We start from the raw sequence: 24,930 nt of genomic DNA, 5'->3' as shown, positions 1-24,930 counted from the left end.
CGAATACCGATTTAAAAAACCAAGATGGATGGGCCTGTATTGATAATCGAAGCCTAAATCTATATAGGTGTAGAAACTTAGGGAATGGGCGTATAGTACAACATGTTGCCATGAAGTATAACCTTAAGCTATAACCAAACTCTTGTCACTGTCAATAATGGAAATTGTACTGTTAATTAATCTTGTTTAGAGGAATAGCAAAGATTAGCTATTCCCCACTAAACTCTTCAGTGCCTTTTCAACCTTATCGAAATTGAATTGGGCAATCACGGATTTCATTTCTGTAGCGATTTCTTCCAAATTGAGCTGACCGATACTGCCCGCGTGGGTATGGTTTACGGTTCTCTCGGGAGTGAATTCTCCTCGTTCTACCGCCAAACCAACTTGCTTGTAAGCATCGCGGAAAGGCACACCAGAAAGCACCAGTCTGTTTACTTCCTCCACAGTAAATAGGTAGTTATACTTTGGTTGCTCAATTAGGTCTTCTTTAATGATTATCTGCTCAAGCATAAATTCAGCGACATATAGTGACTGTTTTAAGTCTTCCAAGGCAGGGAAAATGAGTTCTTTCAAGAGTTGCATTTCTCTATGGTAACCAACAGGAAGGTTGCTAATTACCATGGCAATATCGTTTGGTAAGGTTTGAATTCTGTTGCATTTACCGCGAATCAACTCGAATACATCGGGGTTCTTTTTGTGCGGCATAATGCTAGAGCCTGTGGTCAGTTCATCAGGGAAAGTTAGGAAGCCGTAGTCTTGCCCCATGTAAAGACAAACATCCATAGAGAATTTGCCTAACGTAGCCGCTATGGCCGACATGCCCATAGCAAGCGATTTTTCAGCTTTGCCACGCCCCATCATGGCGTATACCACATTGTAATTCAATCCATCAAAACCTAAGAGCTCAGTGGTTAGCTTTCTGTCTAAAGGAAAAGAAGAGCCAAAGCCTGCCCCAGAACCCAATGGGTTCTTATTCACTATTTCGTAAGCTGCTTTGAGCATGCGTAAATCATCTACCAAACCTTCTGCATAAGCGCCAAACCAAAGTCCAAATGACGATGGCATAGCTACTTGCATATGTGTATAGCCTGGAATTAATACCGATTGGTATTTTTCTGACAATCCAGACATTCGCTGAAAGAGTTTTTCCGTCAAAACCACCAATTCCTGAATTTCAGCACGCATAAACAGCTTTAAATCCACAAGCACTTGGTCGTTGCGCGAGCGGCCGCTGTGAATCTTTTTGCCCACATCTCCCAGCTTTTCGGTTAGCATGATTTCTACCTGAGAGTGAATGTCTTCCACATCGGGGCGCATTTCAAACTCACCGGCTTCGATGCTTTTATATATGGCTTTAAGCTCCCTATGAATAGTCTCTTTTTCATCCGCTTCAAGCAGGCCAATTGATGCGAGCATTTCGGTGTGTGCAAGCGAACCCAGTACATCGAATGGCGCCAAGTGGATATCGTATTCCAAATCGCGACCGACCGTAAAACGCTCAACTATATCTGCTACTTTCGTTTCTTTCTCCCAGAGTTTCATTGATTATTCTTTATGATGCTGAAGGTCCTTCGCTCATTAACAACTGCCCCAAAAGGCTTTGATAGATAGCGATACCTTCTTCAATTTCTTTTATATAAATGTATTCGTCTGCTGTGTGTGATCTGGCCGAATCTCCCGGCCCAATTTTTAGTGATGGATAAGGCATTAACGCCTGATCCGAAAGTGTTGGTGAGCCATATGTGCTCAATCCCAAATTCTTCCCGGCCTTCACAATTGGATGGTCCTGCGGAATTGAAGATGGATTCAATCTAGTGGAACGTGCGTTCACTTCGGACTTTACTCCAGCTTTGATCAATTCAAGCAACTCCACATTAGAATAGGCATCGGTGCTGCGTACATCCACTACATATTTGCATTGGTCTGGTACTACGTTGTGCTGGCTGCCCGCTTCAATTTGCGTTACCGACATTTTAATCGGCCCGAGTGTTTCGGATACCTTTTCGAACTGATGCTTGTGAAACCAATCAATGTCTTTCATGGCTTCGCTAATGGCATTTACCCCTTCATTTCTGGCAGCATGTCCGGCCTTTCCATGTGCTATACAGTCTAGCACCATTAGGCCTTTTTCGGCTACGGCCATTTGCATAAGCGTTGGTTCGCCCACAACGGCAAAATTAATGGGCTCCAATTCTTTTAATATGCTCGCCACGCCATTTTTACCGCTCACTTCCTCTTCGGCCGTACCAGCAAATACTAAGTTGTACGCCAATTTTGGTTGGTGATAAAAGTTGACAAAGGTGGTGAGGAGTGAGACTAGGCATCCGCCAGCATCGTTGCTGCCTAAGCCATAAAGCTTTCCATCTTCTACAATAGCCGAAAACGGATCCTTTGTATAGCCAGCATTGGGCTTTACTGTATCGTGGTGAGAGTTGAGTAAAATTGTTGGCTTTTTAATATCGAAGTAGCTGTTCTTTGCCCAGACATTATTGCCACTTCTGTGCGCAACCACTCCTTTGCTTTCCAAGAAAGCCATCAGAATGTCAGCCGTTTTATCCTCCTCTCGACTTAATGAAGGCGTTTCAATCAGTTGTTTTAATAGTGCTATCGCTTCGTTTGCCTGCATTAGATAATTGTGGTCCCTTGTTGGTTGTCATTCATTAGGTCTTCCAAGTTTTGGAAGTGTCCGATTTTCACTTCTTTCACGCCCGATTCTTTTGCATTGAATGCATTTTGAAGCTTGGGTAGCATGCCCGTAAAAACCACACCATCCTTTTCGTACTGCTCGTATAATGGTCTGTCTAACTTGCTTACCACTGTTTTTTTATAGTAATCGGAAAGCACACCGTTTTCTTCAAAACAGAAATTGAGCGATACATCAAAGTGTTCTGCCATGGCAATGGCAAAGGTTGCTGCAATTGTATCGGCATTAGTGTTGAGCAAATTGCCCATACCGTCATGCGTAAGAGCTGGCAATACCAATGTCAGGTCCAGATCGAGTATTTTTTGCACCATGTCAACATTGATCGATTCCTTTTCAATATCGCCCACATAGCCAAAATCTACTGGATGTTTCGGACGCATTTTTGCCTGAATAAGGTTTGCATCAGCACCAGTGAGACCAATAGCAGACTCGCCCATTCCCTGTAGCATGGCTACAATTCTTCGGTTTACAAGGCCACCGTATACCATGGTTACTACCTCTAAAGTATCGCGGTCCGTAATTCTACGGCCTTTCTCCATTCTTGGAGGCACGCCAAGCTTTAGCCCAACCTGGGTGGCAATTTTTCCGCCACCATGAATAAGTACTTTCTTGCCTTTTACCTTAACGAATGACTTTAGGAAACTCTCTAACGAACCCTCGTTATCGACTACTTTTCCTCCGATTTTAACTACATGCAGTTTTTCCATCAACAAAGTATTAGTTGCACTAAAACATGAAATATCGTCATTTCAGCAATTCATTAAAAACTGCTTGTGCGGCATATACGCGATTTTCTGCCTGATCCAGATGAATGGCGTTCGGAGAATCGAGCACAGCATCGTCCATCACCACGCCCCTTCTAACCGGTAGGCAGTGCATTATCTTTGCATTATTGGTCAAGGCCAAGTGTTCCATGCTAAATCGCCACGACTCATTTTGGCTTAAAATTTTACCATAATCCGTGTAGGAAGACCAGTTTTTAACATACACAAAATCGGCATCTTTTAGTGCCTCTTGCTGATTGTAGGTTACGTTCACTCCTTCAGAAAATTCTTGGGCCAAGTCGTAGCCCTCAGGGTGTGTTATGGTCAAATCGACATCGGCCACCTTCATCCATTCCACAAAAGAATTTGGAACGGCCTGCGGCAATGCTTTAACATGAGGTGCCCAAGTAAGCACTACTTTTGGTTTTTCGGTTTTATTCCACTTTTCCTTAATGCTCACCACATCGGCCAAGCTTTGCAACGGGTGTCGGGTAGCACTTTCTAGGCTCACAACTGGTACTCCAGCATATTTTATGAATGCGTTCAAAAGTTCTTCAGCGTAGTCTTCATCGCGATTGGCAAGACCGGGAAAGGTTCTAATTCCGAGCACATCGAAGTAGCGTCCCATTACGGCTGCGGCTTCTTTTATATGCTCGGCTTTGTTGCCATCCATTACCTTACCGTCTTCAAACTCCAGTGCCCAACCATCTTTTGAAATGTCGAGCACTACCGCCTCAGCGCCTAGGTTTCTAGCTGCCTTTAAGCTGCTCAGCCTTGTGCGCAGGCTAGGATTTAAGAATACTAAGCCAACACTCTTGCCGGCATAAGCATTCGGGTGGAACTGATTTGCTTTGAATTTTAGTGCCTGATCCACCAAACTGGGGAGGCTTTCGATGTCTTGTACTGAAGTAAATTTATTCACAATGCTAGTTTTCGTTATCCGCTAAACGGATGCTAGTGCTTCCTTTAATGCTTTAATAAATGGTGTGAGTTCTGCTTTGGTTACAGCCAGAGAAGGCAAAAGCCTTAAGGTGTTTTTATTACCTGCTGATCCGGTGAAAATATGGTAATCGAAAAGCAGTTTCTTTCTAAGTTCTGCAACTGGTTGGGCAAGCTCTATGGCCAGCATAAGTCCTTTGCCTCTCACTTCTTTTACGGCTGGAACTTTGCCCAGTTCTTCTATGAGCCACTCACCTAAATCGGCAGCGTTTTCCATTAATTTCTCCTGCTCAATTACTTCCAATACGGCTAATGCGGCCGCACAGGCTAAGTGATTTCCGCCAAAAGTTGTGCCCAACATACCATGTTTAGGCTCAATGTCTGGGGCAATTAAAACTGCTCCCACAGGGAATCCATTCCCCAGACCTTTAGCCAGGGTAATAATGTCTGGCGTTACACCACTTGACTGATGGGCAAAGAAATGACCAGTTCGGCCTGCGCCAGATTGCACCTCATCCAAAATGAGTTTTGCCCCGAAAGACTCACAAAGCGATTTGGCCGATGCCAAATATTCTGCCGTAGGCTCATAAATTCCTGCCACGCCTTGTAGGCCTTCAATAATGATGGCGGCCACCTCGTTATCCATAGCCTTTTCCAATGCTTCGGCATCATTCATTGGAACAAACACAATTTCATGGCCGGCATTGAAAGGAGCTACAATATTTGGGTTATCGGTAGCCGCTACAGCGCCTGAGGTTCTTCCATGAAAGCCCTTTTCCATAGCAATTACCTTCTTTTTGCCTGTTACAAAAGAAGCCAACTTTAGGGCGTTTTCATTTGCTTCAGCACCAGATGAACACAAAAACAGTTGATAATCATCATAGCCACTCAGCTTACCTAGCTTCTCGGCCAATGCTACTTGTAAGCTGTTTTGAACAGCATTTGAGTAGAAACCCAATTTGGTTAACTGGGCAGTAATTCTTTCGTTGTAATGCGGGTGATTATGCCCAATGGAAATCACCGCGTGGCCTCCGTAAAGGTCTAAATATTTTTCTCCCTTTTCATCCCAAAGCCAAGAGCCAGAACCCTTTACAGGTTCTATAGGATAGAGCGGGTATACATCAAATAGTTTCATTTTTACTGATTTAAAGTTTAAAAGCCCCCATCCAAAACTTCCCCCACGGGGGAAGACTTAACCGCCTGCTAGCATGAGCGCATTTTGCTGAATCTAGCAGGTGCCCCCTCTCCACGGAGAGGGGTTGGGGTGAGGCCTAAAAACGTGAAGCTTTTAACTTTAATCCTTCATCCTCATCAAAGCCAAACATGAGGTTCATATTTTGAACAGCCTGACCGCTTGCTCCTTTCAATAGGTTGTCAATTACCGACTGTACCATAAGGTAGCCGTTGTGCATTTCAAGCTGAATCACACACTTATTGGTGTTTACCACTTGCTTAAGATCCAAGCCATTGTCTGTCACAAAAGTGAATGGGTGGTCTTCGTAATATTCTTTATAAACCCGAACGGCTTCTTCCAAGGGCCACTCGCAATATTGATAGGCCGTAATCATAATACCACGGGTGAAATTGCCACGATAAGGGACAAAATTAATTGGCTGCTCAAACCACGGCTGATACACCATTAGCGTTTGACGGATTTCGTCTAAATGCTGGTGTGTAAAAGCTTTATAGGTAGAAATATTAGAGTCTCTCCAGCTAAAGTGGGTGGTTTCCGATGGGCTCATTCCTGCCCCTGTAGAGCCGGTAATGCCCGAAACGTGCACTTCTTTAAGCATGCCATTGTGTGCCAGCGGAAGCAACGCCAACTCTATGGCCGTTGCGAAACAACCCGGATTGGCGATAAAGTTTGCCGATTTGATCGCTTCCTTGTTCAACTCAGGGAGGCCGTAAACCTTCTCAGGGTCGAGTCGAAAATCGTGGCTTAAATCAATTACTTTGGTGTTTTCCGGCAGCTCGTTTTCTTCAAAAAACTTGCTCGAAGCACCATGCCCCATGCAGAGAAAGACCACATCTACAGTTTTGTCCAATTCTTTGCTAAAGCAAATATCGGTTTCGCCCAAAAGGTCTTGGTGCACCTGATTTACCGGCAAGCCAGCTTGGCTATTGCTAATAATCTGGGTAAGCTCAACCTGCGGGTGGTTTAGCAAAAGGCGAATAAGTTCTCCGCCCGTATAACCTGCACCACCAATTATTCCTGCCTTGATCATAACGTGTCGTTCAGTTGATGATAAATGGCGTTTTGGTTACCGAAAATCTTCGCAAAACCACGTACATCTTCACCTGTCCATGTATTGTTCATTTCACCATAGTGGCCAAATTTAGCTGACATCAAATCGTGCTCAGACTCAATTCCGTTGATTTGGAATCTGTATGGAAGCAGGGTGATAAATACTTTGCCCGTTACGTATTGCTGCGTACTGTCCAGCATAGCTTCCATGTCGCGCATTACAGGATCCAAGTATTGGCCTTCGTGCAACCAGTTGCCATAGAATGAAGATACTTGATCCTTCCAGTAGATTTGCCATTTGCTCAGCACGTGCTTTTCAAGCGCCTGGTGGCCTTTAATGGTTAGAATAGCGGCAGCAGCTTCAAAACCCACACGGCCTTTAATGCCGATTATGGTGTCACCAACGTGAATATCACGGCCAATTCCGAAAGGAGCGGCAAGTTTTTCAAGCGCCTGAATGGCCTCATAAGGTTGTTCAAATACCTGATCATTAATCCCTTTTAGTTCTCCTTGTTCAAAGTGAAGTGTTAGTTCTTCAGCATTGGTTTTGGTAACCTGGGTTGGCCAAGCTGCCTCTGGCAGCTGCCCATTAGAGGTGAGGGTTTCCTTACCGCCAACAGATGTTCCCCAAAGCCCTTTATTGATGGAGTATTCTGCTTTAGAGAAGTCCCACTCAATGCCTTTGTCTTTCAAAAAGTCAATCTCTTCCTGACGGCTCAATTTCAGATCGCGAATTGGTGTAATGATCTCCACATTCGGCATAAATGTTTGGAAGATCATATCGAAGCGAACTTGGTCGTTGCCGGCACCGGTACTGCCATGCGCAATGGCATTTACACCAAGTGCTTTGGCGTACTTGGCAATGGCCACGGCCTGACTCACACGCTCAGCACTTACTGATAACGGGTATGCTCCATTTTTCAATACATTACCGAAAACCAAGTACTTCACCACTTTGCTATAGTAATCTGCGGTTTCGTCTAGCGTTTTGTATGAAGCAACGCCCAAGGCTTTCGCCTTTTCCTCAATGCTTTTAATTTCTTCCGCATCGAACCCACCAGTGTTTACCAACACGGCATGCACGGTGTAGCCTTTTTCTTCGGCTAAATATTTTACGCAGAAAGAGGTGTCTAGGCCTCCGCTAAAGGCCAGCACTACTGACTTATTTTCCATTTTGCTTTTCTTTTTTTCGTTCTTCTCGCTTCAGCATGATGGCCTTTTTGAATTTTATCCATCGCTCGAAGAGTTTTAAATCTTTGTCTAGTTCTCGTTCAGTCCATTGAGTGCGCTTGGGTTTGCTGTTTTTTTCCCAAGCAGGGTTGTAGAGCATAGCCGTACAAATACAGTTGCTACGGTTTTTTGCCTTCAGAATGTCGTAATTCACGCAGGTTTGGCAGCCAGCCCAAAAGTCATCGTCTTGGGTAAGCTCTGAATAAATAACAGGTTTGTAACCCAGTTCAGAGTTGATTTTAAGCACAGCGGCTCCGGTAGTTAAACCAAAGATTTTAGCCTCAGGAAACTTCTTTCGCGATAGCTTAAAAATGGCTGCCTTAATATCTTTTGCCAATCCGTGACCACGGTACTCAGGATTTACAATTAGCCCTGAGTTGGCCACAAATTGTCCATGACTCCATACTTCTATGTAACAGAAACCTGCCCACTTGCCGTCTTTGGTTGTGGCGATTACCGCTTTACCTTCGGTAATTTTTTTGGCCACATACTCTGGAGTTCTTCGGGCAATACCGGTTCCTCTCACTCGGGCAGAGTCAGCAATTTCGTCTACAATGGTTTGAGCATAATGCACATCATCTGGTGTGGCTGCTCGTATGATAAACTGATTATTCATGTCTTGTTTGGTGTCGCAACGAAAGTGCTTGCGCATCAAAAACAGCTATGGAATAAATTTAACCAGCCGTTTTGGCTTTCGTGTTGACGAAGTATTAAACTTCTTGAAATAAAATATAAAATTGGGGTAATGAGTCCACCGCATAGGCGGACATAAAGTATGTAGGCGACTAGCGCCTATCTTGCCTAATCCTAAAAACAGCAACAACTGAGCTCATCGGGATTGATGTGCTTTGGTTATAAGATATGCTTGCTGCGTTTTTCATTTGAGGGAACAAAGGAAAGAAAAAGATTAGATTTCCAAATGCTTTTACTGAAATAATTATGCAAACGTATTGCAGCAATTTCAGCTAAAGAGAAACTGTCAAAAATCTATGCCCTGCAGAAGGACTAACCCTTTTTAAAAAAGATCATTAATAAGCGCATGCCGAAATAGCCGATAAAAGGCAGCAGCGCGGTTACGTAGGTGTAAAGCTCCCAGATTTCAGCGCTTTCCGGATCATTCACGAAGTTACCAGCCCAGTTGCCAGCCAGCATATAGGTTACAATTCCCCAAAGCAACCCTTGGGCAAAGCCTAAGTAAGCGCAGCCATAGTTGAACTTTTGAGGCACAGTACCTGTCTGGCTACTTCTTCTCACCAATAAAAAGTTGCTTGGAAACAAGGTGAGCAACACCCAAGTGAGCAAGTTGCCCCAAGGCATGCCTGCATTGCCCACAACAGGTTGGCTAAACCATGCTGGTGCAGTTGCCAAGGCTACTATAATTGTGATTTGTACTATTACAGAAATAAGAAAAAGAATATTTTTAGACTTCATTGAAAAACCCTCACCATGACATTAAACACAAAGCTAGCAAGCTTTTCAATACTCGTACTGTTTTTAGCTACATCGGCTCAAGCACAAATTAAGAAAGCCAGTAAAATTCCGGCCGTAGCCGATAAGGACTACTGGGCTTATATACCAGAGGCCAGTCAGGTAAAAGATGGCACCAAGGGCACCACGGTAAGTAATGATGCTTTTTACATGGCAAAATTCGAAGTAACCAACGCCATGTATAACGAATTTTTGATGAGCTTAACAGGTAGCGAGAAGCAAGAAAGGATGCGCAAAGTGAGTCAAACACAACTGGCTTTTCAGAACACTGAAAGGACAGCTTACGGAGAACACCCTGGCTTTGCTAACTTCCCCGTGGTTGACGTTAGCCTTGCCGATGCACAAGCTTTTGCAGCTTGGCTCACCAAAATTTACCATACTATAGAAAAGCGACCTTTTAAAAGGGTAAAGTTTAGTTTGCCGAATGAGCAACAATGGACGGTTGCTGCCAAGGGAGGTCAAAACACTGCGGTTTTTCCTTGGGGTGGCCCTTACCTCAGAAATGCCAAAGGACAAGCGCTTTGTAATTACTTGCGCTATCCGGAAACTGCCATTGTGAACTACTTGGATGAAGAAGAATACAAAGTTGACGTACAGCAAATAGCTCCGGAAATGGCTAATGCAGCCAGAATTGCCTCATACCCTGCCAACAACTACGGAATTTACGATATGGCGGGCAACGTGAGCGAACTAACGACCACGAATTTTATTGAGAGCAGAGAAGATATAACGGCTAAAGGCGGAAGCTTTGCACAAACAGGCTATTGGGCTCAAATATCAACCCGCCAGGCTTTTACCAAACCTAATTTTTATACTGGTTTTAGGCTAGTAATGGAAGTTATAGAAGAGTAAAAAACGCAGAACCTGCCAAATGGCTCTTACTTAGGAAAGTAGGAATTCAAGTTTCCATCAGAAAATTTACCCTAAGGGGAAAGACAGCATAGACTGCCTATCCCTTTAGGAAATTAAATCTTAGTTAAAGCTTGTGGAGTATCAGCCTCCAATCCATTCAGCTACGAATAGGTTGGTGTCCCTTGTTCCACCATTGTTTCTATTAGAAGAGAATACGATGTACTTACCGTCATTCGAGAAAACAGGGAAGGCATCAAAGGTTTCGTCATGTGTAATTCTCGTCAAACCGGTTCCGTCAATATTGATCATGTATAGGTTGAAAGGAAAACCGCGTTCCGATTTATGATTGCTCGCAAAAATGATCTTCTCACCAGATGGGTGGAAGAACGGTGCCCAGTTGGCTTGCCCTAAGTCCGTAATTTTCTTCGCATCAGAACCATCGGCATTGGCCACATACAGTTCCATTTGCGTTGGCATTACTAAACCTTCGGCCAAAAGGTCTTTGTATTCCTTAATTTCCTCATCGGTTTTTGGTCGCGAAGCTCTCCAAATCAACTTCTCTCCATCAGGCGAAAAGAAAGCACCACCGTCATAGCCCAAATCAGAAGTAATTTGTTTTACGTCCGTGCCATCAATATTCATGGTATAAAGCTCCAGATCACCAGTTCTCATAGAGGTAAACACCATTTTGTCGCCCTTCGGAGAAACGGTGGCCTCGGCATCATAACCTGGCTTGTTGGTCAGTTGCGCTTGGATGTTGCCCTCAAGGTCGGCCGTAAAAATGTCGAATGACTCGTAGATTGGCCAAACGTATTTGCCATCAGTTCTGCGCTCAGGTACTGGAGGGCAGTTTTCGCCACCTAGGTGAGTAGAGCCGTAAACGATGGTTTGGTTGCCCGGCAGGTAGTACGAACATGTGGTTCTTCCCAAACCAGTACTTACCATTTGTGGTCTATTATTCTTCAGGTCATCATTGCGCCAATCGGTAATAAAAATCTGATCGCAGTTTACGCCCCATTCAGCATAATCCGATTGAAATACCAAGTGCGTATCGTCAAAACTCCAATAGGCCTCCGCATTGTTTCCGCCAAAAGTAAGCTGCTTAATGTTTTTAAAGTACTTCATCTCTTCTGGGTGAAGTAGCAAAGAATCCGTTGCAGAACGGGCTTCGGTTTGCGTGGTTTGCTTGCCGTTAGAGCAGCTAAAAAGCACAGCAATAAAAAGTAGGATCAGGTATCTCATGGAATTAGCAATCAAATAATTAAAGGCGCGAATTTAATGATTATTATCTTTGAGAAGAATATCATTGCGCTTATGAAACTAACACGATCACTTTTTCTATATGCAGTTGCCGTATTTGCATTTTCCTGCACCGATTATACTACCGACAAAGAAATTAAAACCGAGCTAATGGAAGACATTGGCCATTTGGCTTCTGACGACCTCGAGGGCCGTGCTATTGGTACCGAAGGAGAACAATTAGCCGCTGAGTACCTTGCGAAACGCTTTGAAGCGAAAGGGCTTAAGCCAAAAGGAACCGAGGGCTTTTTTCAGCCATTCACGGTAAATAAACCTACCAACCCGCATGAAGAAGCCGTAATTGGCACCGATGGAGAAGGCGTTACTGGCCGCAATGTGGTTGGATATTTAGACAACAAAGCCAACAAAACGATTATTATCGGTGCTCACTTCGATCACCTGGGATATGGTAGCGAAGGCTCGTTACACCGTGGCAAAGTGGCCATACACAATGGTGCTGACGATAATGCCAGTGGAACCGCTGCGCTTATTCAGCTTGCTGGAATACTGAAAAAGAAAGATGTGGACGCCAACTTCCTTTTCATCGGATTTTCTGGGGAAGAAAACGGTCTTTGGGGATCAAACTATTATTCGAAGAACCCAACTATCGACCTTTCCAAAGCCAATTACATGATCAACATGGATATGGTTGGCCGATTGAACGAAGAAAACACGTTAGCGATTAATGGCGTGGGTACCAGTCCTGTTTGGCCCGATGCGTTGGAGCAAGTTAAGTCTGATAGCTTGAAACTCGTAACCTCTGAGTCCGGTGTTGGGCCATCTGATCACACTTCCTTCTATTTGCAAGACGTTCCTGTGCTACATTTCTTCACAGGTCAGCATGAAGATTACCACCGCCCAACTGATGATGCAGACAAAATCAACTATGAAGGCATTGTTACGGTAGTGCGTTACATCGAAAGACTAATTGAGGCAGTTGATAGCCCTGAGCAAATCGCTTTTACTAAAACCAAGCAAGACAATGCTAACTCTCCTCGCTTCACCGTCTCTTTGGGTGTAGTACCTGACTATCTTTTTGATGGTGAAGGCATGCGTATTGACGGAGTAAGCGAAGGAAAACCTGCCGCAGCTGCTGGCATGCAGAAAGGAGATATAGTTGTGAAGCTAGGCGACTCTACAATTGTTGACATGATGAGCTACATGCGTGCATTAAGTGGCTTTGAAGAAGGCGACCAAACCATGGTAGCATTTAAGCGTGGCGAAGCCGTGAAAACAGCAGAAATTAAATTCTAGTAAATTCAAGCCATGTTCTTCTTCAAAACCTTGCTGAGTTTTCTCAAAGACCGAGCCTATCGCAATCTGCTTGCAGGCTCTACTTTGGTACTGCTCGTTGGAATGGTGGTATACCATTACATTGAAGGATGGACATGGCTTGATTCTCTCTATTTTTGTATGATCACTTTGACTACCATTGGTTATGGTGATTTCTCCCCTCAAACCGACATTGGCAAAGCCTTTACTATCTTCTACATTATTATTGGTTTGGGTTTAATTCTATCCTTTATCAATACGGTGTATAACCACTTTAAAAAGGAGCGCCAAAAGGCACCATCCATTTTCCCATTCGGAAAGAATAAATCAGAGTAAGGAACTTTATTTCAGAATGAACGTTCTAGTTTCTCAATTTCAATTTTGGAACAATCATTCTAATATATAATAATGACCAAACTCAAAAACAAAGTAGCCGTAATTACCGGGGGGAGTACCGGTATTGGGCTGGCCTCGGCCAAAACATTTATTCAAGAAGGAGCCAAAGTGATCATCACTGGGCGTACTCAATCAACCTTGGACCAAGCTGTAAGCGAAATAGGTGGGGAAAACATTGAAGCGATTCAATCTGACACATCTAAGTTGGAAGAAATTGAAACACTAGCTAGCCAATTGAAAGACAAGTATGGTAAAATAGATATTCTATTTGCCAATGCTGGAGTAGCTTGGTTCGCACCAATTGAAGGTGTAGATGAAGCATTCTACAATGCTCATTTCGATATTAACGTAAAGGGCTTATTCTTTACCATACAGAAGCTTTTACCAATTATGAACGATGGTGGATCCATTGTCCTGAACGCCTCTTTGGTAGCACATAAAGGTTTTGCAAATGCCTCTATTTACTCAGCTACAAAAGCTGCAGTTAGAAGTTTTGCAAGAACCCTGTCATCGGAATTGGTACCGAGAAAGATTCGTGTTAACGTAGTAAGCCCAGGACCAATCGATACACCTATTTACGGTAAAATGGGCATGAGCGAAGAGGAACAAAAAGGCATGTCTACTTCATTTACGGAAATGGTGCCAGTTAAGCGTTTTGGCAATGCTGATGAAGTAGCTAAGGCTGCGTTATTCTTAGCGTCTGAAGATTCCTCGTTCGTTGTGGGTGAAGAAATACTTGTAGATGGTGGCTTAGGCACTATCTAGTTTGGTAATTCTGGAACGAACAGTTAATTTATTGTGGAGCCTTGAGGTGAGCGCGCTTAATTTTTCCTAATGACGTTTAATATAAGTTCCCTCAAGCTCCCTAAATTTACTGCCATGGCCAGAACAAAAGCCTTTGATGAACAGCAAGTACTCGATAAAGCATTAAACCTATTTTGGGAGAAGGGTTACAATGGCACTTCTATTCAAGATTTGGTGGATAGGCTTGGCATTAACCGTGCGAGTATTTATGATACTTGGGGCAATAAACATCAATTGTATCTGGCCTCTTTAGCGCGCTACCGGCAACATGCATCGCATTGGCTGTTAGCCCAAATACGCAGCGATAAACCCGCTCGCGAAATCATTCAGTCATTTCTCTACAACACTATCGAACAGGGGGTAAACGATGAGAAAAGAAAGGGTTGCTTTGTGGTTAACTCTTGCACCGAGCTTGCCAATCAGGACATAGATGTGCGTGGCATGGTAAAGGAGAATCGTGAGACTATGGAGAAGGTGTTCTCCGCTATAATTCAAGAAGGGCAAGAAACTGGCGAATTTAACACAGCGGCCGACAGCCTGACCTTAGCCAAATATCTTTATAATACCGTTACGGGTTTGCGTGTTTCTATGCAGGGAGACACCACCATTGAGGAGCTGAAAGCTGTTGCTGACATTTCACTCTCCACTCTTCTGAATACTTCTAATCAAACGAATTCATAAGAATCGCCTCAAAAGCGAACTTTTCGAATTCAATTTCATTTAGTTTAGTAGATAGAAATTTTACGCTTTGCAATACGACTTAATAATAATAGGTGGCGGCCCAATTGGGCTTAACTGCGCCATCGAGGCCAAAAAGGCTGGCCTGAATTACATTGTACTTGAGAAAGGGGTGTTGGTTAACTCTTTATACAATTTCCCAACCAACATGACATTCTTTTCCACTTCGAATTTATTGGAAATTGGTGGTGTGCCATTCATCGCACATAGTGATAAGCCTACCAGAAAAGAAGCACTAGAGTATTTCAGGAGGGTTCAGGAGAGCTGGGACCTGAACATAAAGTTGTATACCGAAGTAAAAGCCATGCAGTCGAATGGAGATGGTTATACTTTGGCAACCTCAAAAGGCACATTCGAAACCAAAAACGTAATTGTTTCAACTGGTTTTTACGATACTCCTCGCATGCTTAATATTCCTGGTGAGGATTTGCCAAAAGTGAAGCATTTCTACGATGATCCACATCCGTATGTTGACCAGAAAGTACTGGTGATTGGCGCGGCTAACTCTGCCTGCGATGTAGCGCTAGAAACATACTACAAAGGAGCCGAGGTAACCATGGCTGTGCGCGAAGCAGAGATTTACCCTAAAGTGAAATACTGGATTCGACCAAATATTGAAAACCGTATTAAGGAGGGATCCATCAATGCCTATTTTAATACGACCGTTGCCGAAATAAGGGAAGGAGAAGTGGTGCTAAATACCCCAAAAGGTGAAGTAGTCCTCGAAAACGATTTTGTTTTGGCCATGACAGGCTACAAACCAAATTATGCCTTGTTCGAAAAACTAGGTTTGCCAATAAGTAAGGATGAAAACAAAGCGCCTATTCACAATGAAGCGACTTTAGAAACTCCTTTGAATGGCGTATATGTCGCTGGTGTGATCAATTCGGGACTTCAAACCAGTAAGTTATTTATTGAAAACACAAGGGTACATTCCGAAATGATTATTAACGCCATTACTGCGGCTGTTCCGGATAAGGCTTAAGGTAAGTAAGGCTCAAAAATGAGCCCTACCTTTCACCTAAACCTAGCTAATCACAACTTGCTATGATGCTTTGGGCTACCTTAATGGCCAAGGCTTTACTGGCCTCGTCATTCTCACCACCAACATCTACATTTATTCTAAATCTCACCTTGCCATACTGTACAACTAATGCACCCATAGAGACAGGGCTAATTTTTGTTCGTGTCGCATCCCAAATAGCAATATCACCCACTTTTTCATCAATGTTTTGATAATTAAGTTTGGCAAAAACTCCAGTAAATCCCTGCGACATGTCGTACTGCTCTTCAGTAATTTCGCCAGCATCTAGCTTAGCTTTTAAGCCCTCTCTCAATTGAATCATTAATTTTTCACGTTCTTCATCTGTTAGTATTTTGTAAGTCGTTTTAAAATTCTCAATAGGATCCTCAGCTTTAATAATCTCCATACTATACAGTGAAATGGAGTTCATAAGTGGAAGCTCCATTCCTTGAAAACTGCCTTTTCTCCCAGTGTCCCAGGCATAATCCCTGCTATTCCATTCGGTACGCTTATTATTATCACTACCGTTTACTTCCAGCTCTTTTCCTTCCGTATCTACAAGGTTAAGTACCATTTGCTCGGTCAATAATTTACTCGGGAAATTGATTCTTTCCTCAAGGCACTTGCCGTTTGACACTGTAACAACATGACCAATAGCTGCATTTTCTGTACGGCCACCGCATGTCGATACGGCCAAGAGTATTGCTAATTGAACTGCCTTTATCATATTAATTACCGTTTGGCGCGTATTGAGACATGTTAAAAACTTGGTAACCTTCGGTGTTGAAAGTATAGCTTAGCGCAGGGTTCACTTCATGTGTGGTCATTGTCATGGCCATGTTGTCTTTTTTGTCAATCATGTGCATTTCGAGTACCATTCCACCTTCGGCACGTGCAAAGGGATTACCGCTCATGGTTGCCCCTTTACCCTGCATTCCCTTATACATGTTGCCCATTTGATTGGCTAATTGGCTTAGGGTAGGCGCTACCCAAAACGTCATTTTTCTGTTTGCGGTCTCATCTTCCAGTACATACTCATTGCATTCATAGCCAGCAACTTGCTTGGTTTTACCAGTTTGTTTTAACTGGGCTGATGACATCCAGTCCTCTTCTGTGGCCTCGTCCATACCTATGGCCTCATTCATATTGAAGCCGGTGGCCATTTTTGAGCCTTCGTTTTCCATAAAGTTGATGCTCTGCTCACCATCAATAATCATTAGGTTGAAAGCTTCGCCTAGACCACCCTCTTCATCCATAAACTTCATTCCGATGTAATCATTTTGGCTAAAGAAGTATTCGTAGAAAATGGTACCTACTTCTTTGTTCTTCTTCAAATCGTAAAATTTGAATTGGCTCTTCATGCTGCTGTTGAATTGATAACTCGGCTTAATGGCTATCTCTTGCCCACCAGTTCCTAATCCTATGAGTTCAGAGATGTCCACGGTTTCTGTGCTGTCATTCACCTCGGAATTGGCGCCTTTCTTCTTTTTCTTTTTTCGCTTGAAAAGCCCCTCAATCTTATCAAGACCTCCGTCAATGGTTTTATCAATCTTATCGTCTAAACGTTTTTCAGATTTTTCCTTTGCCTTACGTTTTACTTCGTCTTTCTTTTTTTCCTGTGCCAGAGCTGTGCTACAAATCACTACAGCCAAAAGCAGGTATATGATCTTTTTCATAATTATGAGTTTTGGTTAATCTTATTTAAGTCGTTTTACCAGCTCTACTCTGCGGTTTTTTGCTCGTCCATCTTCCGAGGTATTATTGCTTACAGGGGCATAGGGCCCCACGCCTGAACTTTCGAGTTGAGCTCTGTTTACACCAAATTCGCTGGTTAGCCTTTTGACCACAGCAGCCGACCTATTCTGGGAAAGTGTGAGGTTCGAAGCCACTGCACCAATATCATCCGTATGGCCTACTACATAGAGGTTTACAGATGGGTTCTTCTTTAGGTAGTTGGCAATTTCTTTTAGCACGCTATCCGACTCTGGCTTGATTTGCGCACTACCGGTGTCGAATGTGATGCCATACACAGAAATCATCCCTTCCTCATTTAGAGCAGATTCAAGGGTGTTTAAATCAACTTTTTGCTCCATTTCTTCGGCTTCCACTACATGAATTTCGTAACCCTGTTCGCCCAAACCGTAGCCAAAAACCATGGCTACATAGTAGGCCTTTCCATCTTTACTAAAGTTTGCAGCATGGTAAGCAAAGCGTTCTCCGTAATACACCGGAATTTGAAAACGTGCAGGTTCTAGTGCTTTCCAGAAAAGACCTATATCTCCGCATTCATCTCCATAGCAGCTAAAAATAGTTTCCGCCTCACTAGTTTGTAGTGCCTTTTTAAAGTTGGTAAACACTTCATAAACCGATGCTTTATCGGTTGGCATGGTATAGAATATTCTAAAAATCCGGCCTTCGGTTTTCTTGTCTTTGGAACTGGTATATGTTGAGTTAACAGAGCTCGTCACTAGCCGATATGGCTCAAACGATGTTTCTTCATATTGATAAATTGTGGCTCCTTCAAAGGCGGGAAAGAGCGGGTGATCTTTCTCTTCCTGAGCATTTAAAAAAGGACTACAGAGCAATAGGCAGATTAATAGGAATGATCTCATGCGTTTGGTTTTTCAGACCTTTATACCATTTACTAAACACATGTGAACAGTGAAAAGAAAAAGCCCCTTGCGGGGCTACTCTCAACTACCAATCAACTACTCGGAACAAGCGAAAACCTATAGCTTCCGCCTGTTCCAAATGCGTTTCCACCAGAGTCTTCAAGGTCGAAAACCAAGTCAACTTTAGTCTCAGAAATTATCTCGAGCCTTATAAAGACGCCATCGCTGCGTTCTATCAAGTTTGGGTCGTCAGGGTCGGGAAAGGTAAAAGTTCCCGAGGCTGGCCAAACATCACTATAACCGCTCGGTACGCCTACAGCAGTAAAGTTCCTTCTGTCTGTAAAGCTCAGCTCGAAATCGGCCCAAAAAACTGAAGCATCCAGCCCCTGAAATACTACACTACTTCCTGGGGCTATCTCCCAAGTTTTTGCCAATGCTTCAACTACTAGCTCTTGTGCTGTAGGTTCTTCATCACCACCTCCATTGCATGCCCAAACTGCTAAAGCCAAGCCGAGCATTATAAATTTTTGATTTAATCTTCTCATTGATTTTACTTTTAAAATTGGCTATCCCTAACTCTATTGCTTAAGAATTCGCTTGGTGCCTTGGTCTTCATCAGCTATTATTCGGAGTGTATAAATGCCTTGTGGAAGAGCCGCTAGACTCAGTTCAAAGGCATGTTGATTAGTGAATGTAGCTGTGCTTTGCACTACGCCTTGGGTATTATAAATGGTTGCTTTTACATGTTGATAGACTGTAGGCAGTTCTACCTGGAATATGTCTTGTGCTGGGTTAGGAAAAACAGAAATCCTATCGCTTATTTCAATCTCTTCTTCGGCACTCAGTACTTGTAAACTGAAACATTGAGAACGCGCTGTACATCCATTTACGGTTACGTCTACTGCGTAATCACCAAAAACCGTTGGCTTAAAAGTGATGCCCGTGGCACCAGCAACTGCCTGCCCTGTAGCACAATCAATCCACTGATAAATGGCATTCTCTGGTTCTGCTCTAAGGGTTGGCTCGTCTTTGTTGGACTCATCGAGCGTTATGCTTGGGTTGGGCTTGTCCAGTACGTTCAAGGACACATTTACGGTAGAATCACAGCCATATTGATTGACTAAAATTGCTTGATAATCACCAGAGGTGCTTAATGATTGATCGCCCAGTGTGAATGTTTCTCCCTCGCATATATCAACAGCGTTAAGGTTTACAACATCAGGAGTGTGGAAGTTTACTTGTACCTGAACCGTAGAATCGCAGCCTGCCTGATTCTCTAAAAAGAGCTGATACATGCCTGTTTGGGTAATCTCTGTTTCACCGAACTGGTAAATAGCGCCTTCACAAAGGTCTTGTTCATCTAGCACTACAAAGTCAGGCGTATTTACTTTTACATTAACAGTTACCAATGAATCGCAACCATATTGATTGGTTAGCAATTGCTCGTAATCGCCAGATTGGGTAATGGTTTGTCCTCCGAATTGATAATCCGTTCCTTCACAAATTTCTACTGCATCTAGCACAACCAAATCGGTTTCTCTAACAATGAGATTTACTGTTACTATAGAATCTCCACCAATTTCGTTTTTCAAATCGAGCCGATACGAACCCGATTCGGTTAATGTTTGATCACCAAAAATATACTCAGTGCCTTCGCATATTTCCACATCGCCAAGGCCTACAAAATCATCATTCGAAACGATTACCGGTTGAACTATGGTAGAGTCGCAGCCATACTGATTTTGCAGCATAAGCTCGTATTCTCCGGTTTCAGTAATTGTTTGTCCACCAAAGTCTATGGAATTGCCCACCCGTAAATTGATATCTTCAAGCATTACAAAATCAGATGGGTTTATGGTAAGACTTAACACCACAGTACTATCGCAACCCAAAGCCGACTGAAAAGTGTGGGTATAGGTTCCTGATTCAGAATAATATTGACCTCCGAATTCATAGTTGCCATCGTCCAGACAAACGGATTCTGACACTTCGTAGGTTTGTGCCTCGCATGAGCCAAACGCATAAACCTCTCCTCTGCCAGCATCATTAAAATAGCTATTGCTAGTACTGGGAGCTCCTACCAAAAGCAGGTTTTCGGTGTAAGCTAGGCCCGTTCCAAAAGCAGCAGGGCCAACACCGGCAAAACCATTTTTGGGTGGAATTACCTCGCCTTTGATAGTCTGTATTTCCTGCCAATCACCATGCTCACTTCTCTCATAAGCGTAAACAACACCAGATGCATTTACGGAACTTTCGGTATATGTCTGCCCCGGTGCAGCAACAAAAGCCTTGTCTCCATTAACCAGTATATTGTCTCCATACTTGTGATTTCCGCTCAAATCGGCCGGTGCTAAGACTTTAGCTTGCGACCAAATACCATCACTTTCTACCTCAAAAACGTAGACTTTTCGGTCAGAATTCGGTCCGCCTTCCATAGTGGCAAAAACAGTATTCCCAAAAATATCTACTTGGTAACCAAGCTGGTGAAAATCATCGTAGCCTGTATGTAAAAGCGTTTGTTTGTGCTCAATTTCCGTTGCCCCTTTTAGCTTATATATATCCAATTTCCCTGCCTGAACCTCTCTGGGGCTATAGCTGGAATAGGTGTAAACGTTTACGTTGAGGGTTACATAACTGTATTCTACCGATGACTGATCCCAACCAATCACAATTGATTTGTCGTCCATGGCAATGGCAGGCCCGGCAAAACCACTAGCACTAAACTCATTTTTATGTTTGAATATATCGCCCCGGCCAATTGGCCCTCCGCTTTCATTTTCTATTGTGGTTACTGTTCCCAAATCTAAGGTTGCTCTAATGCCCCAATCAATGGTGCCGTCAACGCCATAAACATCAAACACAATCAATTCATAACCAGAATCGCTATTGACAAACAGAGCCAAATGGTCCCCCGTAAAATCCATTGAAACATTGTCAATGCCAGTTCTACTAATTTCTGGCAACATGCTATGAAATTGCCAACTATCATCGGTCTGCTTTTGGTATAAGAATGCCAATGAAGTGTCCATGTTTCCGCCATTTGGTTCCCTTGCAATCACTATAAAATCCTTGCCTATAATGGCTTGGCCTGTGGCTTCATCAAAGGTGTGTCCAGTTGGTGGCTCCAGTTTACTTACTTCGGCCCAGTTGCCATTGGTGTGTTTGAATACATAAAAGATGTCATCATATCTGCGTAAGCCGTTGTCATTGATGTATTCTGGTGCACTGGCTACCAAATAATCTCCATACATGGAAAGCTCCGAACCAAAGCCTTTAAGTCGGCTATCTTCTCCCGTACCAAGGAAAGATATGGTTTGCGTAAACTGCTGTGCCCAAACATGAGTACCAAAGCCAAGCAGTAATAAAATGAGTAGATTTTTTCTCATAGAAGTTGGTTTAGTTTTTCAAAATTTTGATCAACTGAGTACCATCCGAACCCAATGAATCATGGGTTAATACCATGAGAAAAGTAGATGTGAACAGTGGTGAAACTTTTTTAAAAAATGCCTCACGCTCTGCGTTTTGCCTTTTATATTGTTGATGGAATAGGCTTTCAAACCACTTCAATGAACATTTCACTGTTTTCTAAATCGCTCAAACTTTGGGTGTTTGTATACATGCTTTGCACTACACTTGGGGCAAGTGCACAAAGCGACAATTTGGAAAGGGCCATGGTCAACAGTCGAAAAGTTTCGGAATTGCTAGCGTCAGAAAATCTAGGTGAGGCTGAAATGCTGCTAACTGAGACACTAAAACTGAGCCTGCCCGATACGCTTATTGCAATGCTCGAAAACCAATACAGTATGGTGTTGGGATATAAGGGCGAATTTGAGGCGGCAATTGACCATAACCACCAAGCGGTGAGGCTATATGCAAAGCATTTGGGCGAGAAAAACAAACACACCATAGATGCACTTTACAATCTTGGTGAGCTTCATGGTGGTGCGGGAAATTCTGATAGTCTCTTTTACTACCTAGAAAAATCCTTGGCACTTTATTACGAAAATTCTCCCAATGCATTTGCCGATATTGGATTGATACACAACAATCTTGCGACAAATTATCGTCATCGAGAATTCCATCGCAAGGCTACTTTTCACTTCAAAAAGGCAGTGGAAAATTGGGAGCGAGTAGCCGAACAAAACCCTGATTACCTAATTGTTGGCTACGAAAATCTAGGAGCTTATTTAGATACCGATGAAAGCTTGAGTTACCTACAAAAGGCGCTTGATATGAAGATAAAGCAGGGCACAAATCCCTTTAGGTCTTACATAGAAATTGCCAGTAAACATTCTTCATTCGAAAATTACAAAGAGGCCTTACGTTTTTACCATATAGGTGTAAAACTATTAAAACCACTTGCTGGTTCTCAAAAGGAAACCGGCTTTGATTACCAGTACGACTTAGCATCCACTTACTCATTAATTGCGCAATCTCATGAGGCCATGGAACACTACGATTCAGCTCAATATTACTACCAGGCCGCTTACGATGTGCCAACAATGAAGCATCACCCAACTTGGCAAACCCGCTACCTTACTGCGCAGGCAAACATTTTCAGATACAAAGGACAACACGAAAAGGCCGTAACCGAACTTCTTAGAATTTTACCGCGTACAGCCAACCCAAACGACTATATGTTTGGCTATGTAACCTACTCCTTGTCCAAGACTTACGATGCACAAGGCGATTACGAAAATGCATTGCTGTATAATCTGTTTTCGCTGAGATACGATGCGGATGGAAACAAAAGCCTAGCGCCCGATACAATCATTCGGGTATTTAATAGAAATGAACAGTCGCTGCAAAGCAATTCTGCAACACTATTGAGCAACCACGCACTCTACTTGAAACAACTAGCCAAGCAAAAACCGAACGAGGCTGAACAAATTCTGCAAGTGGCACGCCAAAATATTGAACAAGCAGTAGCTCATTTTGAGGAGGTGGGAGAAACTGAGTACGCTTCATTATTTTACAAAAGAGGCTTCGACAGAGCCATGTCTATTCAGCAGTCTATTTTGCTGGACCTTTTAGAAACTACTGGTCAAAAGAAATTTGGCGTGAGTGCATTCAAAGTGTCTGAACAAGCCAAAATTAACAAAACGCTGCTATACTTTAATGACCAAGAAGTGCGCACACTAGCCGAATTACCAGAAGATATTTATGAACGAGATAGAGATTTAAAAAAGCGTATTGCAAGTGTAGAGAGGAGTATTTTTAAGGAAAGCCAGAAGGAAGAAGCCGATAGCACCGCACTGAGAAATGCTTATAACGAGCTTTTTCAATTGCGGAAGGATAACCAAGTTTTTGAGGTGCAGCTTAAAGAAGGGTTTCCTAAATATTACGAGTTAAAACGAAATGTAACTCCTGTAGGCCTAACCGAAATTCAGCAACAACTTGGTAAAGAAACCGCTGCCTTAGTTTATTCTCTTCACGAAGACCTCTTCTTTATCTACACAATTACGCAACAAGACATTGTTGCGCGACAATTCGAAAATGCAGCTGCTGTAAGAGCTCAAATAGCACAATATCGTGAGTTGTTGTTAAATCCGGCATCAACTCCAATGGAGTATAGTAATGCAGCATTTGCGCTTCACCAATCACTAGTTGCCCCTGTTTCAAAACAGCTACAAGAGCATAAGGATCTGCTAATCATTCCCGATAAGGAAATCAGTACTATTCCGTTTGAAACCTTAGTGACCCAGCAAAAAGTGGAGAACAGCTTTTCTGGCTTGTCATACTTACTGCACAAATTTAGTGTTCATTACGCTTATTCAGCCACTCTATGGAATAAACAACTCAGCGAACCTGAGCATATGGCAGGTCAATTTTGGGCAGGTTTTGCTCCGGAATATTCTCAAACACAAGCGGCCAATTATAACATATACAAGGAGTGGGTCTCTATACTTCCCGGGGCACAAGAAGAGGTTGAGGAACTCTCAGAACTATTGGGCGGTGACCTTTATACAGGAGAAAAAGCTACAAAGTCAGCACTTTTAGAGGCAGGTAAAAACTATAAAGTGATGCATTTAGCTATGCACAGTACTATCAATAACGATCAGCCGATGTACTCTAGTTTTCTCTTCACGCCAGAGGTTGAAAATGACGAGGAACAATTGAGTGTTTCGGAGCTTTTTCATCAAAATTTCAATGCCGAACTGGTGGTGCTCAGCGCATGCAATACTGGCTACGGCCGCTTACTCCCTGGCGAAGGAGTGCTCAGTCTCTCTCAGGCTTTTACGGCTGCAGGCTGCCCAGCAACTTTAATGAGCCTTTGGATGGTTCCTGATAAGGAAACCAAAACGCTGATGAACAATTTTTATAAGGGCATAATGGCTGAAAAATCTAAAACAGCGGCACTTCATTCGGCAAAAATTGAATACCTGAAATATGCTAACAACGACCGGATGACACATCCCTTTTACTGGGCTGGGTTTGTACTATCGGGTAACGAAAACGCCATTGCAAAGGCGGGTAATTTTAACTTGTGGTTAGTTGCGTTGGCGGTACTCGTCTTGTTAAGCGGGACTGTTTTGTGGCGAAAAAGGCAGTTGAAATAAGGG

The 24,930-nt window shown here is 43.1% G+C and carries 22 protein-coding genes; 7 read left to right on the top strand and 15 right to left on the bottom strand.

Features of this window, described 5'->3' with window-relative positions:
- Positions 1-204: 204 nt before the first annotated feature.
- The 9 genes from argH to BMW98_RS00800 all read right to left on the bottom strand — a co-directional run bounded on the left by argH (position 205) and on the right by BMW98_RS00800 (position 9,313).
- Positions 205-1,542 carry an argininosuccinate lyase gene (gene argH / locus BMW98_RS00840; RefSeq protein ID WP_090256497.1) on the bottom strand — a complete coding sequence of 446 codons (1,338 nt, stop codon included), beginning with the start codon at positions 1,540-1,542 and terminating at the stop codon, positions 205-207.
- 10 nt (positions 1,543-1,552) lie between these two features.
- On the bottom strand, positions 1,553-2,626 hold the full coding sequence (locus BMW98_RS00835) for a M20 family metallo-hydrolase (protein ID WP_090256496.1): 1,074 nt from the start codon (positions 2,624-2,626) through the stop codon (positions 1,553-1,555).
- Positions 2,626-3,411 (bottom strand): acetylglutamate kinase, encoded by a 786-nt coding sequence (argB, locus tag BMW98_RS00830; protein ID WP_090256494.1) that lies wholly within the window; start codon positions 3,409-3,411, stop codon positions 2,626-2,628. Before argB ends, BMW98_RS00835 begins: the two co-directional genes overlap by 1 nt.
- Before the next feature lie 37 nt (positions 3,412-3,448).
- The gene (locus BMW98_RS00825; RefSeq protein ID WP_090256493.1) at positions 3,449-4,390 is read right to left on the bottom strand and encodes an N-acetylornithine carbamoyltransferase; all 942 of its coding nucleotides are present in this window, start codon (positions 4,388-4,390) and stop codon (positions 3,449-3,451) included.
- A gap of 21 nt (positions 4,391-4,411) precedes the next feature.
- The gene (locus tag BMW98_RS00820) at positions 4,412-5,542 is read right to left on the bottom strand and encodes an aspartate aminotransferase family protein (protein ID WP_090256492.1); all 1,131 of its coding nucleotides are present in this window, start codon (positions 5,540-5,542) and stop codon (positions 4,412-4,414) included.
- Between the two features lie 136 nt (positions 5,543-5,678).
- Entirely contained in the window at positions 5,679-6,632 is a 954-nt protein-coding gene (argC, locus tag BMW98_RS00815; protein WP_090256491.1) for an N-acetyl-gamma-glutamyl-phosphate reductase, read from the bottom strand.
- A complete protein-coding gene (locus BMW98_RS00810) occupies positions 6,629-7,825 on the bottom strand; it encodes an argininosuccinate synthase (RefSeq protein ID WP_090256490.1) in 1,197 nt (398 codons plus the stop codon). The genes argC and BMW98_RS00810 overlap by 4 nt, the downstream gene beginning before the upstream one ends.
- Entirely contained in the window at positions 7,815-8,534 is a 720-nt protein-coding gene (locus BMW98_RS00805) for a GNAT family N-acetyltransferase (RefSeq protein ID WP_394802200.1), read from the bottom strand. The genes BMW98_RS00810 and BMW98_RS00805 overlap by 11 nt, the downstream gene beginning before the upstream one ends.
- A 353-nt stretch (positions 8,535-8,887) precedes the next feature.
- Positions 8,888-9,313 (bottom strand): hypothetical protein, encoded by a 426-nt coding sequence (locus tag BMW98_RS00800; protein WP_090256489.1) that lies wholly within the window; start codon positions 9,311-9,313, stop codon positions 8,888-8,890.
- Positions 9,314-9,328: 15 nt separating this feature from the next.
- Here BMW98_RS00800 and BMW98_RS00795 point away from each other — a divergent pair, with 15 nt between their 5' ends.
- Positions 9,329-10,222 carry a formylglycine-generating enzyme family protein gene (locus BMW98_RS00795; RefSeq protein WP_090256488.1) on the top strand — a complete coding sequence of 298 codons (894 nt, stop codon included), beginning with the start codon at positions 9,329-9,331 and terminating at the stop codon, positions 10,220-10,222.
- A gap of 141 nt (positions 10,223-10,363) precedes the next feature.
- Here the strand turns inward: BMW98_RS00795 and BMW98_RS00790 are convergent, their stop codons facing one another.
- Complete coding sequence (locus BMW98_RS00790) at positions 10,364-11,464, bottom strand: TolB family protein (protein WP_090256486.1); 1,101 nt, start codon at positions 11,462-11,464, stop codon at positions 10,364-10,366.
- A gap of 72 nt (positions 11,465-11,536) precedes the next feature.
- On the opposite strand from BMW98_RS00790, the gene BMW98_RS00785 reads away from it, so the two are divergent.
- From BMW98_RS00785 to BMW98_RS00765, 5 genes are all read left to right on the top strand, one after another.
- A complete protein-coding gene (locus BMW98_RS00785) occupies positions 11,537-12,775 on the top strand; it encodes a M28 family peptidase (protein WP_090258168.1) in 1,239 nt (412 codons plus the stop codon).
- Between the two features lie 12 nt (positions 12,776-12,787).
- A complete protein-coding gene (locus BMW98_RS00780; protein ID WP_090256485.1) occupies positions 12,788-13,129 on the top strand; it encodes a potassium channel family protein in 342 nt (113 codons plus the stop codon).
- A gap of 72 nt (positions 13,130-13,201) precedes the next feature.
- Positions 13,202-13,954: an SDR family oxidoreductase gene (locus BMW98_RS00775; RefSeq protein WP_090256484.1), complete on the top strand. Its 753-nt coding sequence runs from the start codon at positions 13,202-13,204 to the stop codon at positions 13,952-13,954.
- A 114-nt stretch (positions 13,955-14,068) separates the two neighbouring features.
- Positions 14,069-14,674, top strand: a complete 606-nt coding sequence (locus tag BMW98_RS00770; RefSeq protein ID WP_162844630.1) for a TetR/AcrR family transcriptional regulator — start codon at positions 14,069-14,071, stop codon at positions 14,672-14,674.
- A 67-nt stretch (positions 14,675-14,741) separates the two neighbouring features.
- Positions 14,742-15,716, top strand: a complete 975-nt coding sequence (locus BMW98_RS00765) for a YpdA family putative bacillithiol disulfide reductase (protein WP_090256482.1) — start codon at positions 14,742-14,744, stop codon at positions 15,714-15,716.
- A 46-nt stretch (positions 15,717-15,762) separates the two neighbouring features.
- Here the strand turns inward: BMW98_RS00765 and BMW98_RS00760 are convergent, their stop codons facing one another.
- The 5 genes from BMW98_RS00760 to BMW98_RS00740 all read right to left on the bottom strand — a co-directional run bounded on the left by BMW98_RS00760 (position 15,763) and on the right by BMW98_RS00740 (position 21,753).
- Positions 15,763-16,482: a hypothetical protein gene (locus BMW98_RS00760; RefSeq protein ID WP_090256481.1), complete on the bottom strand. Its 720-nt coding sequence runs from the start codon at positions 16,480-16,482 to the stop codon at positions 15,763-15,765.
- A gap of 1 nt (position 16,483) precedes the next feature.
- The gene (locus BMW98_RS00755) at positions 16,484-17,431 is read right to left on the bottom strand and encodes a hypothetical protein (RefSeq protein WP_090256480.1); all 948 of its coding nucleotides are present in this window, start codon (positions 17,429-17,431) and stop codon (positions 16,484-16,486) included.
- A gap of 21 nt (positions 17,432-17,452) precedes the next feature.
- Positions 17,453-18,367, bottom strand: a complete 915-nt coding sequence (locus BMW98_RS00750) for an OmpA family protein (protein ID WP_090256479.1) — start codon at positions 18,365-18,367, stop codon at positions 17,453-17,455.
- Between the two features lie 92 nt (positions 18,368-18,459).
- Positions 18,460-18,912 carry a hypothetical protein gene (locus BMW98_RS00745; RefSeq protein WP_090256478.1) on the bottom strand — a complete coding sequence of 151 codons (453 nt, stop codon included), beginning with the start codon at positions 18,910-18,912 and terminating at the stop codon, positions 18,460-18,462.
- A 33-nt stretch (positions 18,913-18,945) separates the two neighbouring features.
- A complete protein-coding gene (locus BMW98_RS00740; protein WP_090256477.1) occupies positions 18,946-21,753 on the bottom strand; it encodes a T9SS type A sorting domain-containing protein in 2,808 nt (935 codons plus the stop codon).
- 117 nt (positions 21,754-21,870) lie between these two features.
- Between BMW98_RS00740 and BMW98_RS00735 the strand changes: the two genes are divergently transcribed.
- Positions 21,871-24,927, top strand: coding sequence for a CHAT domain-containing protein (locus tag BMW98_RS00735; RefSeq protein ID WP_090256476.1), 3,057 nt, complete (start codon positions 21,871-21,873; stop codon positions 24,925-24,927).
- Positions 24,928-24,930: the final 3 nt, after the last annotated feature.

This window comes from Roseivirga pacifica (assembly GCF_900111145.1).
Lineage (GTDB): Bacteria > Bacteroidota > Bacteroidia > Cytophagales > Cyclobacteriaceae > Roseivirga > Roseivirga pacifica.
The sequence above is the reverse complement of the archived record's forward strand: the minus strand, read 5'-3'. Positions and strand labels throughout refer to the sequence as shown.